Source organism: Nostoc sp. NZL, assembly GCF_015714705.1.
Taxonomy (GTDB): Bacteria; Cyanobacteriota; Cyanobacteriia; order Cyanobacteriales; family Nostocaceae; genus Nostoc; species Nostoc foliaceum_A.
On sequence record NZ_WBKL01000205.1, the window covers coordinates 19,978 to 33,478 of the forward strand.

10 protein-coding genes are annotated in these 13,501 nt (G+C 42.8%); 6 read left to right on the plus strand and 4 right to left on the minus strand.

Annotated features, from left to right (window positions below):
- Window positions 1-156: 156 nt before the first annotated feature.
- Window positions 157-1,575 carry a DUF2157 domain-containing protein gene (locus F8R90_RS30210; RefSeq protein WP_196513721.1) on the minus strand — a complete coding sequence of 473 codons (1,419 nt, stop codon included), beginning with the start codon at window positions 1,573-1,575 and terminating at the stop codon, window positions 157-159.
- Window positions 1,576-1,757: 182 nt separating this feature from the next.
- On the opposite strand from F8R90_RS30210, the gene F8R90_RS30215 reads away from it, so the two are divergent.
- Entirely contained in the window at window positions 1,758-2,729 is a 972-nt protein-coding gene (locus F8R90_RS30215) for an RsmB/NOP family class I SAM-dependent RNA methyltransferase (protein ID WP_196513723.1), read from the plus strand.
- A gap of 401 nt (window positions 2,730-3,130) precedes the next feature.
- Window positions 3,131-3,568 (plus strand): NUDIX hydrolase, encoded by a 438-nt coding sequence (locus F8R90_RS30220; protein WP_190893437.1) that lies wholly within the window; start codon window positions 3,131-3,133, stop codon window positions 3,566-3,568.
- Window positions 3,569-3,612: 44 nt separating this feature from the next.
- Here F8R90_RS30220 and pip read toward each other — a convergent pair whose 3' ends face one another.
- The 3 genes from pip to F8R90_RS30235 form a co-directional block, all read right to left on the minus strand.
- Window positions 3,613-4,560: a prolyl aminopeptidase gene (gene pip / locus F8R90_RS30225; RefSeq protein ID WP_196513725.1), complete on the minus strand. Its 948-nt coding sequence runs from the start codon at window positions 4,558-4,560 to the stop codon at window positions 3,613-3,615.
- A 488-nt stretch (window positions 4,561-5,048) separates the two neighbouring features.
- A complete protein-coding gene (locus F8R90_RS30230; protein ID WP_196513727.1) occupies window positions 5,049-5,411 on the minus strand; it encodes a hypothetical protein in 363 nt (120 codons plus the stop codon).
- A 668-nt stretch (window positions 5,412-6,079) separates the two neighbouring features.
- Complete coding sequence (locus F8R90_RS30235) at window positions 6,080-7,858, minus strand: iron uptake porin (protein WP_196513729.1); 1,779 nt, start codon at window positions 7,856-7,858, stop codon at window positions 6,080-6,082.
- 352 nt (window positions 7,859-8,210) lie between these two features.
- Here F8R90_RS30235 and F8R90_RS30240 point away from each other — a divergent pair, with 352 nt between their 5' ends.
- From F8R90_RS30240 to F8R90_RS30255, 4 genes are all read left to right on the plus strand, one after another.
- A complete protein-coding gene (locus F8R90_RS30240) occupies window positions 8,211-9,425 on the plus strand; it encodes an HMA2 domain-containing protein (RefSeq protein ID WP_196513730.1) in 1,215 nt (404 codons plus the stop codon).
- A 37-nt stretch (window positions 9,426-9,462) separates the two neighbouring features.
- A complete protein-coding gene (locus F8R90_RS30245) occupies window positions 9,463-10,308 on the plus strand; it encodes an HMA2 domain-containing protein (protein ID WP_196513732.1) in 846 nt (281 codons plus the stop codon).
- A gap of 404 nt (window positions 10,309-10,712) precedes the next feature.
- Entirely contained in the window at window positions 10,713-12,965 is a 2,253-nt protein-coding gene (locus F8R90_RS30250) for a heavy metal translocating P-type ATPase (RefSeq protein WP_196513733.1), read from the plus strand.
- Between the two features lie 70 nt (window positions 12,966-13,035).
- A complete protein-coding gene (locus tag F8R90_RS30255; RefSeq protein WP_196513735.1) occupies window positions 13,036-13,341 on the plus strand; it encodes a DUF5132 domain-containing protein in 306 nt (101 codons plus the stop codon).
- The last annotated feature ends 160 nt before the right edge of the window (window positions 13,342-13,501 follow it).

A 13,501-nucleotide genomic window follows, 5' to 3' on the forward strand; every position in this document is an offset into this window, starting at 1 on the left:
AGCGTAGTCCTAAAAAGCAGAGGTATTGAGGAGGTCAAAAGTAACGAGATTAGGACTAACGCAGAGAAACTTTAAAAACTTTGACGCACAGAGATTTTGATGATAGGCAGATTTCTGTTAGCGGTAGCGGGGCGTTTAGCCCATTCTGATTTTGCACTACTTCTTACTTGTAGAGCTACCACCAGGTAGGCGGCGTTCAAACCAGAGTCCAGCGCTAATTAAAGCAGAACCGCACAAAACAAAGACTAGGGACTTGAAAAGTAAATCGGTATCGTACTCTTGCACCCGACTGATAATTTGCAGTGTTACTAACAACATACCGCCCCAAAAGGAACTTCTGTTGCTTAATTTCAATCCTTCTTGAATTAGTCCCCAGGCTAATGTTGCTAGAAGTACATTGAAAATAAAAACACCAAGTTCATCAATCCGGCTGATAGTTTGATGCCAAAAAGGTACTATGGCAATAAACGCAAGAAAGGTACTAATAACAGCTGTCGTGAAAATCACTTCGCGGCGCGGTGGGTTATTTCTTTGACGCAGTAGAAACAACCATTGCAATACCGCCAAGCCACTGAGAATCCCCAAATCGATGATCGGCAGAGACTCAAATAAGTTTGTCAAAGTCGTTGGCTGATTATAACCATAATCAGGAGATTCCCAGACCCAACGAAAAGACAGAACGTAAAAGACAATCCCGAAGCTTACCAACGCTAAATTACGGGACAGAGATTGAAACAACCTGTAATTTATGGTTGGAAACAGCAGGTCATCATAACTCCAGAATAATGCAGGTGGGAGTGCAAAAGCAAAAGATGCCACCCAAGGGGCTATATCAGCATAATTCAGCAGTGGTAGAGGATTGAGGTTGGCTTGTAAGGAACTAGCAAAAACAAAGGCTGCTAGACCAAAAATCCAACGTGAGCGACAGAAGTAGGCTAAGGGTACAAAGACCAGCCATGCCAATAAAGGCATATGCTGCACCACTAGGCGCGACCAAGTTAACTCACCTGAAGAGTACCACAAGTCTTCCAGTCCAGTCCAATAACCGATTTCTACGAGAACAATTGACAGAATTCCTAAAGAATTTAAGGACAAACCGAAGGCCATCACTACAACACCCAGCCCCCAGGCAAGAAAAAGTTGGGAAGCTGAACCGGCAATATTAAACATCTGGGCCATCAGCAGTAAATTTGCACCGAAAATGAAGGCGCTTAAAATTAGCAACCCCTCTCCCAGTAGACGTTTGCTTCGTTCTGGCTTCTTTCCTTCAGGTGGTCTCCAGGTGTAAAAACCAGTAATAGCGATCGTAAAAAACAAACTTATCATCAGAATAAATTTGACTTCTCGCGATCCTCCCTGCCAGTTTCCTGATACAAAGGTAATTATGCCTAAGCACAAAAGGATGCTACCCACAGCAATTGCGATCGCTTTATTGCGATCGCGTGCAGCAGCTTCCAGGTTTTTAAATTGATAACGTTCTGCTATTTGCTCATACAGCGAAGAACTAATTAATCCTTCATCCCTCCATAGTTGTGCTTCTTTGCGTAATTTTTGCGGAAAATTATCTAAGAACATGACCTTCTCCGGTGCAGTGGGGTAGCCTGGCCATTGCGTTCTGAATGGCGGTCATTATATTTTGAGTATGAAGCCAAAAGCCTTAATTACATTGTTCTTGTGTAACAGTTTTATTTTGATTCTGATACAACCTAATTTGTAATTCGTAATTCGTAATTCGTAATTCGTAATTTGTAATCTAGATGGAAAAACCTTCTAATTTATTACTTAAAGTCTCGCGGCGTTTGTTCACTAATCTAGATGAGCAAGAAAAATTTATCGAGGCTTTGATCAATCCTCAGCCTTTTTCACCTAGTATTCTTTGGTGTCAAGAAAAGCCCGATGTTTCGCCTTTGGCAGTGGAAACACCAACCGATTGGCAACCAAAATTTACTGACCGTTTGTGCTTGGGAGAAAAACCCGGTCAGCATTCCTTGCATCAACAAGGATATTTTTATTGTTTAGATTTTTCTTCGGTGTTTGCAGCTACTACTTTGTTAGCTATTCCTGTGCCAGTAAGCTTAGTTTTTGATATGTGTGCTGCACCAGGAGGTAAAAGTATCTTTGCTTGGAAAGCTTTACAACCTGACTTACTCATCAGTAATGAAGTTATTGGCAAACGTCTGGGAATGCTAATTTCTAATTTGAAGCGTTGCCAGATCAGCCCTAGTGTAGTGGTTAATAGAGATTCGAGTATATTCGCTGAAATGTTTGCCGGCTGTAGCAATTTAGTAATAGTAGATGCTCCTTGTACTGGACAATCTTTACTTGCTAAAGGTGAAAAAGCACCTGGTTGTTTTCACCCGACTGCTATTAATAAAAGTGCAAATAGACAAAAACGTATTATAGCTAACTCCGCTAAACTTGTTTCACCACAAGGCTATCTTGCTTATATGACTTGCACATATTCACCCGAAGAAAATGAACAAGTCTGTGAATGGTTTTTGGAACGCTTTCCTCAGTTTCAGGCGATGGAAATTAGTAATTTAGCTAAATATCAGTCGCATTTAACTACGATGCCTTGTTATCGAATCTTTCCTCAGGATAGGTTAGGTGCTGGTGCATTTACAGTATTATTTAAAAATATCAATGACGATGAAGATGAACCTAAAGAAGTAGATTTAAATACAATATCTTCGTTGTATATCTATCAAAATATGAAAAAGTCAAGTTAAATTGGTGGCAGATATTCTGGCATTAAGCCAGACAGAGTATCTGATGTTTTGAATAGTGCTGCATTTGTCAATCAGTCATCAGGAATACACATTTTACAGCAGTTGATTTTATATTTGTAAAGTTACAAACCTAGCCATTCTCATACTCTGCGGGTTTGCAGATGTTCTCGTAGAGTGAGCCTGACTCACTACTACGCATCTTATTGCAAGACACAGTGGGGCGCATAGATGTGCGGCCGTATTTAAACAATCAAAAATTTTCAATAATTAACTCTTACTTATGGGCAAAGTTTTTTAACCTTTTCATAACCTGAAGTTAACTAAAATTTATCCGGTATCAGCTCTCGACTTTTTGAAGTAAACATTGTACAAAAAAGCTAGGCCTACAGGATGCAAATTAGATGAGTCGAAAAGTAAGCAAAGTGTTTAAACAATCTGGTGTGATTCCTTATAGAGTGAACAATGGCAAAGTCGAAATCTTGCTAATCACAACCCGTAACTTTCAACACTGGGTAATTCCGAAAGGAGATATTCCTAATGGCATGAGTCCACCCGCTTCAGCAGCCAAAGAGGCGTGGGAAGAAGCAGGGGTGATTGGACAGGTAGACGGCAATAAACTGGGAACTTATAAGTACCGCAAACGAGGCAAAGTATACCGAGTAAAGATGTATTTGTTACCAGTAGAAATGCTAAGTGAAGATTATCCAGAAGCAAGCAAAAGAAAACGCCAGTGGGTAGAAGTGACTAAAGCTATCAGGCGAGTTAAGTTTAATTCACTCAAACGAATCCTTAAAGGTTTTTTCCAGGTTAAATCTCAATTTTGTGCATTTCGATGTTAGTCAGATATAGAAATACACATTCATCCTCTTAGCAGGCTAAGTATTTAACCGAATTTAATATTATCTGTTGCTTCAATCAAGGCACTGCGGATTCCTGGCTCACTCATTGAATGCCCGGCATCAGGAACCACAATAAATTCTGCTTCTGGCCAAGCCCGATGTAGTTCCCAAGCTGATATCATCGGGCAAACTACATCGTAGCGTCCCTGAACAATTACAGCCGGAATGTGGCGGATGCGGTCTACATTTTGGAGTAATTGATCTTCTGTTTCAAGAAATCCCTTATTCATAAAGTAATGACATTCAATGCGGGCGAAAGCTGAAGCAAATTCACTCTCGCCAAACTTTTGCATGAGTTCTGGGTCTAAGAAAAGTCTACTAGTACTAGCTTCCCAAATTGACCAAGCACGCGCTGCTGCTAATTGAATTTCTAAATCTGGACTGGTCAAGCGTTTGTAATATGCTGCGATCATATCATCACGTTCTGCGATCGCAATTGGTTTAAGATATTCTTCCCAAGCATCAGGAAAAATATAGCTAGCACCCTCTTGGTAGAACCATCGCAACTCTTTTTGCCTCAGCATGAAGATTCCACGGAGGATTAGCCCCGTGCAGCGAGAGGGATGGGTTTGACTATAGGCTAATGATAAAGTGCTACCCCAACTACCACCGAAGACCGCCCACTTTTCTATACCTAAATGTTGGCGCAGTTTTTCGATATCACTGACTAAATCCCAAGTTGTGTTTTCTCGTAATTCAGCATGGGGCGTACTTTGACCACAACCGCGCTGGTCAAACATCACCAACCGCCATTTTTCTGGGTGAAAATATTGCCGATAAAAAGGTGGACATCCACCACCAGGGCCCCCATGCAACAAAACAATGGGTTGACCTTGGGGGTTACCTGACTCTTCAAAATGAATGGTATGAAGGTTGGAAACCTTTAAACTACCTTCTAAGTAAGGCTCGATCGCTGGGTAAAGTTCTCGCATTTTGTTTGGACATTTTAGCAGCAATGTAGTCATAGCGATCGCGCCAGCCCTGAGTTATTAGATCGTTGGCGCGATCGCATTACACAAGGAAGATTATCTTCTAAAAATTCCTAGTTTTACACTGCTGAATATAACGACGAAGCCGGCGTAGGATTTTGGTTAGAATAATCCAGCCTTAATCTCCCCTTAAAAAGGCTACGGTGTACACACAAGTCCTAAAAACGTAGCTTGATAAGGCTTGACTCGTTCCCAGGCTCCGACTGGGAATGCATTCATTGAGTCTCTGAATCAATGCCTGACTGGAGGCAGAGCCTCGTAATCGGGCATTCCCATGCTCTGCATGGGAACGAGATAAACGAAAGAATAATCGAAAATCGAGTTTTTTTCGACTTGTGTGTACACCGTAGCTTAAAAAGTGGGGAAACAGGAAATCCAGTTCCCTCCTCAATCCATCGGGGAGGGTTAGGGTGGGGTAAAACCCAGATTTATCAAGCAATAGCCTCTTGCTTAGGCTTTCGCACCGGACGCTTGCGATCGCTTCGACGAACGCCTCCTGCCATTTTGTACTCATCGCTATTCTTGCCATACTTTGCAGCTACACTGAGTAACATGTGTTCTGTTAGTTCCATTAGCGATTTTTCGGTAACTTCTAAGGCTTCCTGAGTCATATCCACGGTGGAGAGGCTTGAGTTATAAGCTTCCAATTTGTCTTGCGTTGTTTTAATGACGGCTGCAAAGGAGTCAATTGTTACCCCATTGCCTAAGTCTAAGGTGGGATTGATCGATTTCAAAGCCGCAATCCGACGCTGCGCTTTATCAATTACTTTAGACCCGCGTTTTGGACGTGACATAAATCACTTTCCTATTATTAATAATGCGCCAGGATAAAAACTGACTTATACCCTGAACTGTACAGCACTAGGATAAACAGAACTAGGGTTAATTGACACCCGCATTATCCAGTATATGTTGATTTATTTATCACAAATATCTTGAATGGCTTTATGTAAATTCTTGTAGGTTGCCCGAATTCAATTAACGACTGCCCGAATTCAATTAACAACTGCCCGAATTCAATTAACGACTGCCCGAATTCAATTAACGACTGTCCGAATTCAATTAACGACTGCCCAAATTCAATCAACGACTGCCCAAATTCAATCAACGACTGCCCAAATTCAATCAACGACTGCCCAAATTCAATATAGGAACTTAGCAAACTTGCTTTTATAGCGCTTTTCGTTTAAATGCGATACACTCTGAACTCACTTCCATTCCTCTCTCCTTTGAGGCTACGGTGTACACACAAGCTTGAAATAGCTGATTAACTAAGGTTTTACCCCACCCTAACCATCCCCTTATAAAGCTACGGTGTACACACAGGTCGGAAATAGTAGTTTGTCAAGGAATAATTGACGAGTACATTCTTTGTAGAGACGGCGATTTATCGCGTCTCTAAAAATTGAAAAAGAATGCAGAATTCTGAATTCTGCATTCTTCACGCTTTTGCTGTAAACCTTTAGAAGGTGAAAGTTGTTCTCAGCGTACCGATAATCGCATCGTCGTTAGCGCTGTTTTGACCAGGAGAAGTCAACCAGATCACACCAGGGGTGATTGAAATGTTATCTGACACGCGATACTTGTAAAAACCTTCAATGTGGTAAGGTACATCATTACCAGCAAAACCTGGTCGGTTAAAGGCATAAGGCTCTGCACCAGCAAAAATACCTAAAACGTTACCCTGTTTACCGAAGTCAGGTAAGGCTATGCCAACTCCGTAGCTCCAAGCTTCAAAATCATCATCAGCACCGAAGCCTGTGACATCGTGGTAAGAAACGAAGCCACTAATTGACAGTTTATCGCTAGGTCTAAAGGCTGCCGATATCCCATAGGAATTACTAGAAGATGCGTCTAGAGCACTTAGGGTATTAGATTGACCAGTACCTACAACGCGGTTAGTGCCAGCTAAACCACCACCTGCATCAAATAAATTCCCACCTCCAGCACCATGATACCCGTGAACGTAGGTAGCAGCCAAAGCCAAGCGATCGCCAACACTAAAGTTCAACTGTCCCAGGGCTGCATAGTTACCTTCAAGCAAACCTTGATTTACTCCAGGATTATTAGCATTTGATGCCAAATAACCGACAGTTAGTGAACTTGGTTTGAAAAAGCTGCCACCGCTACCAAAGGGTAAAGTTAGGGCTGCACCGGCACCACCACCAATGCGATAGATGGGACTTTCAGAAGCAAAGGTAGACAAAGCACCATTACCACCATCAAAGTCCTCAAAGTAAGGGTTGTTAGTGGCAGCATAATCGCTATGAATACCTCCGGTGGCCGCAAAGTAAGCTTGAGCTGGTCCTATAGGTACGTAATACGCCAGCCAGTCTATAATGACACCGTTGTTACCAGTGCTGCCGACTTGAAATGTTTGTGTACCTTCAGCAGTATCGATAGGAAGACCACCATTATCCACTTGACTGAAGGCTGCTGCATTACCTGCTGCAAGACGGGTGTGTAAAACGTCTTTACCCGTGAAGCTGGTTTGCAAGTCTAAACGTACCCTATTTTGGAAGACAGTATTGTTAGCATCGCCAGTGTTGCCGCCAAACACATCAGTAACGGCAAAAATAGCTTCACCCACCAATTTTGTGGTAGTGGAAAACTGATTTGCTTCAAGTTCAGCAGTCCGTGCTTCTACAGCATCTACTCGACCACGTAGAGTTGTTAGTTCTGCCGAGAATTCCTCTTGCAAACGTTGGAGGGTTGCTAAATCCTGTTTTGTCACTAAATCAGCGGTTGCTGTCGCAATCAGTTCATTAACCCGATCTAAACAAGCATTCAAACCTGCGGCAAACTCATAACGAGTCAATGCCCGGTTGCCACGGTAAGTGCTATTGGGGTATCCAGCAATACAGCCATAGCGTTCAACTAGGGATTGCAAAGCTTGAAATGCCCAGTCAGTCGGCTGTACATCAGAAAACTGAGAAACTGATGTGACTTGAGATAGGGAATTCTGATTCTTGCCTTCGCTGCTATAGCGGTTAACTTCTTCTAAAACCTTATTATCATCAGTCTTTGCCTGGGCAACCAATTGCTGATTAACTTTTGGTTGCTCTGTTTGGATGAATATTGAAGCGCTAGAAGCTATTGGCACTTCTGCCTGAGCAACTTTTGCCTTTATATCTTCAGAAGAGCTAGGTACTTTAGTAGCCATAGCTCTAGCGGAAACTAACACCGTCACTCCCAAAACTACTGGACTTAGTACCAGAGTTTTCCACAATAGATGAGACATTTTTTTATCTTCCTTTCCCAAAAAAGACCTGAAATCAATGGCTTCAAGAAAAAGAGAACAAGCAGTTATTGTGCTTGTTGGAAATCTTATCAGATTACAGTGACTTAAATATATGGATATGGGCAGTGAATCTAATTGGAGCAAAAATATTCTGTCCCATCTACGGTAAAAATTATGGGAAGGCCCCTACTGAAAGTTTTGTATAGTTTCGTTACTCGGCGATAATCATTCTCGTACAAATAATTATTGTTAAAAATAATTCGGAAGACACATACTTGACCCCCCAAGCTTAAGTTAGATTTAATCTATTGTTAACCTTTTGACTTGATCTAGCTATTGGGTAATCCGGTAAATGGCTAAAAATATTAGTAATCGTGAACAATTAAATATTTTTGCGAAAATTTCTACTGATTTAATCCCTACACAACAAAGCAACGAAGTCAATCAAAGTACAACTACGATGGCACAGGCAACGCAGTCACAGCCCTCAGGTGCCTTACAAATAGTTCATGTAACTACCGGGCGTGTGCGATTGCGTACCACTGACAGTAGTCTTAATTTGATACTAGCCAGCATAGCCGAAGATTTACGCTCCTTAGAGGGAGTGAGCGAAGTTACTGTAAATGAGCAAACGGGTAGTTTGGTAGTTAATTTTGATGAAGATAAGCTGTCATTACCGCAAATTTTGGCGCTAAAATCCGACCTTGAGATCCAACCGCCGCAACCTTCGTCTGATTCACTTAGCAAAACCGATCCCTTTGCAGCTTGGAAATCGGCTTCATTTTGGAAAGAGCAAGGTATTTCCTTAATTCCGATGATGACAGGCTTGGCGGTAACAGGAGGGTTGGGAATTCATGGCTGGGTATCGATTCCAGTTTACGTGATTGCGGCGGATGCAACCCGTGGTGTAATTGGTTATCTTGGCTCTCAAGTTTCGATATCAGACAAAATCAAAGATAACGATACCAGTTCTGCGATAAAAAGCAACATAAAATCTGATTCGGAATTATCAAAAGACGATCGCAAATCTTCTATCCAACAAGAAAAGTCCATAAATAATCTTGAGAAGCCTAGCGAGGCGGTAGCACCTGCAAAGATTGACTACAGCGTAATTCATGCAATTAATGGGCGTATTCGGTTCAATGTGCCAAAAATCGCCCAAGATCGAGTTTATGGACGACGACTTGAGAGAATAGTGAAAACCGATGCTGAAGTTACCAGCGTGCGTGTGAATTTTGATGCAGCATCGATCGCGATCGCTTATCAGTCTCGCGAGATTCCATTATCTCATTGGGTGAGTTTGATGGAATTGGCATTGGAGATAAACCCACCAATAATAGGGATGACAACGGCTAACCAACCCCTCGAAGAAGTTAGCCAGACGGCTGAAATTCCAGACGCAACAACAGCAAATCTTACTAGTCAAGTTACTCAGACTGCTGAAGTTATCAACTCAACAACAACAAACCAAACAAGTTCAGAGTTATCCAGTCTGTGGAGTAACCTAAAATCGCCTGCGATGTCATTGTCATTAGGTATTATGGCGAACTTACCCTTAGAAACCTAATATACAGTTTCAAATTGCGGAATACGGGAGGGGAATTATGGCTGGTTTAAATTTAGCAACGGTAGCAGATTTAGACAAAAAACAAGAGCAAACAGTCACAGACGAGATTAATTGCCCAGCAACACCGCCTTCAAGGGTAGCATGTAGCATCATTTGTGCATTTCCTGGACAAGTGGTGTTTTGCATACCTCAGATTAGCGAAGATCCAAAATATGTGGAACGTCTTCTCGCCTTGCTTGCTAATGAGCCTTTGGTAATCAATCAGCAAGTCAGTAATACTACGGTAGGGTCAATTGCCATTACCTACAATTCTGATGTAATGTCAGATGTTGAGATGCGATCGCATTTGGCTAATTTGATTCAGTTGGCTAGCAATGCAGAAGTGGTACCAGCAGCCGCAAACCAATTCAAACCATACTCAGCGGCGGTGACAACGGAAGGTAGGCAGGATAGAATGCCAAGCAGAGAAGCCCAGAAGCAGAAATCAGCAACATTCTCCTTATCCTCTGCGGATGCGTCAGTCTCTAATACTAAAAGCAATTCGGTATTCTCTACTCATTCTCAGCTTGCAATTCAACAAGCAAAAAAACCTGCAAAAGTAGCTTATAGCGTTGCTCATGCAATTCCCGGAAGGGTGCGGTTTCGTGTACCTCAAATTGCCTGCGATCCAAAATTTGTCCAACGCTTAGAGACTTTACTCAAATCAGATTCTACAGTTACCAGTGAGCGAGTTAATAGCGCTGCAAAATCAGTTGTCATTACCTATAAAACTGGAATGATGCGGGATTCGCAAAAGCGAGTGCAAAGTTTTTTGTCAGCAGCAATATCTCATCTAGCCAGTCTAATTGAATCTGCCAATGATCCCGCCACAGCGATAAGTTAGCTAACGAATTCAGCAAATGACGAATAACCAAACTTTTGATAGCTAATCAAACCGCAACGCGAGAGTTATTAGTTATTAGTCACTTGTACTGGGCGACTGTGCTCAGGGTAAGTCGCTCAGTACAAGTGATCAATGACTATTTAATCAATCTCGCAGGATTGGTGGCAATACGGTTCAGTTAAGGCTTAACTTTTTGTCAAACAAAGTCAATTTTTTAACGTAGACGCGGAGCGGCTTGCCGCAGGCTACCGCAAAGGGCGCAAAGGGCGCAAAGGAAGAGAAGAAAGAGAAAAAAGGAATGCTTAACTGAACTGTATTGGGATTGGTGGCTAATTTGCTCTCTTTACCTCAGTAAAGAGCCTGATTTTCATCGAAGTGTAACAATCTTGTATCAAGGAAAAGTAATGGCAAAAGTAGCACTGGAACTAGCATCACCCTCAAAATCTCAATTTACTGTGTTGGAGGGTAATGGAAAAGTTTCTTTAATTGACACTAATGGACACTCTCAAGGAGAGTTTCCCAACGTTACCTACAGTGTTGTCCATACAACTCCGGGAAGACTGCGGTTCCGCCTACCTCGCTTACGCTGTGATGCAGATTATGCCAAGCGTCTCGAAGTATTGTTGGCAGCAGATGCGCTGGTGAAGAATGTCCGTGTCAAGCCTGCGGCAATGTCAGTTGCAGTTACTTATAAATCTGAGAAAGTTTCCGATGCGAAAATGCGATCGCACCTTCACAATTTGATTCAGGCTGCAAGTGAAGTAGTCGTTCTCAAAAATTCTACATCATTATCGGAAACTGAAAAAGAGACATCTTGGCCAGGTTTACAACTCTCGGCTGTTGCTACGACTTTAGCAGTGCTGGGGGGGCCGTTAGGATTACCGATCCCACCTTTGATAGTCGTGCTTCCAATCGCCATTGCCACACTTCCCGTTGTCCAACGAGCCTGGGAAGGTATTCGGGTAGAGCGAAAATTGAATATTGACTTTTTGGATTTTATGGCGATCGCTATTACTACCTTCCAAGGTCATTTTCTCACACCATCGCTCATGCTCAGTTTAATTGAAGTGGGCGAAAATATCCGCGATCGCACGGCTCGTTCTTCTGCTCAACAAACTCTAGATTTACTTAGTTCTCTAGGGCAATTTGTCTGGGTGGAACGCAATGGCGACAAGCAACAAATTCCCATTCAAGATGTGCAACGTGGCGATACAGTGATTGTTTACCCTGGCGAACAAGTGCCGGTTGATGGTAGCATTTTGCGAGGTAAAGCCCTACTAGATGAGCAGAAACTAACTGGCGAGTCCATGCCGGTGCTGAAGAAAAAAGGACAACCAGTTTTCGCCTCAACCCTGGTACGAGAAGGACGAATTTATATTCTTGCAGAATGGATAGGCAATGATACCCGCGCCGGACAGAGCATTAAGTTAATGCAAGAAGCGCCTGTCCACGATACGCGGATGGAGAATTATGCTACGAAATTTGCTCAAAAAGCTGTTATGCCAACTTTGCTACTTGGAGGGGCAGTATTTGCCGCAACCCGCAATCCCTCACGGGCAGCCAGCGTTTTAACTCTAGACTTTGCTACAGGTATTCGAGTATCTGTCCCCACAACAGTTTTAGCAGCATTAACTTATGCTGCACGGCGGGGTATTCTCATCCGTAGCGGACGGGCGTTAGAACAACTAGCAGAAGTTGATACCATAGTTTTTGATAAAACGGGGACACTGACTAAGGGAGAAGTCGATGTTGTCAGCGTGGAAAGTCTCAATCCAGCAACATCAAGATTGCGAGTGTTGGAATTGGCAGCAGCCGCCGAACAGCGTTTAACTCATCCAGTCGCAGAAGCAATTGTTCGCTATGCCCAAGCAGAGCAAGTGGCAATTTTGCCGCGTAGTAAGTGGGATTATCAACTAGGTTTGGGCGTAAAAGCTCAGATTGATGGAGAGACAGTTTATGTCGGGAGCGATCGCTTTTTACGTTCCAGTGGCATTGATACCGAAGCTCTAAATGGTCAGAAAAAATCTGCAAATTCAGCGATTTATGTAGCCAGCAACGGTCAACTTCAAGGTATTATTAAATATAGTGATCTTCTCCGTCCCGAAAGCCGGGAAGTCATTAGGGCACTTTCGACGGTCGAAGGTGTAGAGATTCACATGCTAACGGGGGATAACAAGCGAACTGCTACCGCTGTTGCTGCTGAACTTGGTATTTTGCCAACGCATACTCACGCAGAAGCTTTTCCAGAACAAAAGGCAACAGTTGTCCGCCAACTGCACGAACAAGGTAAAACGGTTGCATTTGTAGGCGATGGGATCAACGATTCGCCAGCTTTAGCCTACGCCGATGTTTCCGTTTCCTTTGCCAACGGTTCTGAGATAGCCCGCGAGACAGCAGACTTAGTGTTGATGCAGAATGACTTGCATAGTTTATTAGAAGCGATCGCGATCGCTCGTCAAGCCAAGCAATTGATTCGGCAAAACACAGGACTAGTTGCCGTTCCTAATTTAGCAGCATTAGCGATCGCTGTTTTCTTTGGTCTTAACCCCTTAGCTGCAACAGTAGTCAACAATGGCTCAACCGTAGTTGCCGGAGTCAACGGTTTACGTCCAATTCTTAAAAGTCGCCACCATAAAACTCTACCATCGGCAAGATGATACAACTATGCTGGCAAGAGTATCTTAAAAAGCTTTCTGAGATTTCTTAATTAATAGGAGGAAATTGAATATGGCTAAAATTAGTGATTTTGTTGAAGATGCAGGCGCTCCCGGTATTATAGCCGGAATTGGTGCAGTTCTCTTAGCACCTGTTTTGCTGCCGATTGTCGCTGGAGTTGGTAAACCCTTAGTCAAGTCAGTCATCAAAGGCGGAATTGGTCTTTATGAAAGAAGCAAAGGAACCATTGCAGAAATGGGCGAAACTTGGGAAGACATGGTAGCCGAAGCCAGAGCCGAACTTGCTGATGAAAAAGAAACCCCCGTCTTTGAAGCTACTGCCAGTAAAGGGGATAATGTCACCGATAATGGTGCATAATTTCATCTACCCATTAGCAAGTTAAATTCTTCGCTATAGGTGACTTCCAATTACCAAAATATCAAATTAGTAAGGTGCGTTACGGTGTTCCATCTAACGCACCCTACGAAAATAAAATAATTTATGTTTTGGAAGTCCCTAATGCAAGATAGCGCAAAAA

Bases quoted from the DNA above. Each gene is read 5' to 3' on its own strand.
- F8R90_RS30210 (WP_196513721.1), bottom strand. From the start codon at position 1,575: ATGTTCTTAGATAATTTTCCGCAAAAATTACGCAAAGAAGCACAACTA.
- F8R90_RS30215 (WP_196513723.1), top strand. From the start codon at position 1,758: ATGGAAAAACCTTCTAATTTATTACTTAAAGTCTCGCGGCGTTTGTTC.
- F8R90_RS30220 (WP_190893437.1), top strand. From the start codon at position 3,131: ATGAGTCGAAAAGTAAGCAAAGTGTTTAAACAATCTGGTGTGATTCCT.
- pip (WP_196513725.1), bottom strand. From the start codon at position 4,560: ATGCGAGAACTTTACCCAGCGATCGAGCCTTACTTAGAAGGTAGTTTA.
- F8R90_RS30230 (WP_196513727.1), bottom strand. From the start codon at position 5,411: ATGTCACGTCCAAAACGCGGGTCTAAAGTAATTGATAAAGCGCAGCGT.
- F8R90_RS30235 (WP_196513729.1), bottom strand. From the start codon at position 7,858: ATGTCTCATCTATTGTGGAAAACTCTGGTACTAAGTCCAGTAGTTTTG.
- F8R90_RS30240 (WP_196513730.1), top strand. From the start codon at position 8,211: ATGGCTAAAAATATTAGTAATCGTGAACAATTAAATATTTTTGCGAAA.
- F8R90_RS30245 (WP_196513732.1), top strand. From the start codon at position 9,463: ATGGCTGGTTTAAATTTAGCAACGGTAGCAGATTTAGACAAAAAACAA.
- F8R90_RS30250 (WP_196513733.1), top strand. From the start codon at position 10,713: ATGGCAAAAGTAGCACTGGAACTAGCATCACCCTCAAAATCTCAATTT.
- F8R90_RS30255 (WP_196513735.1), top strand. From the start codon at position 13,036: ATGGCTAAAATTAGTGATTTTGTTGAAGATGCAGGCGCTCCCGGTATT.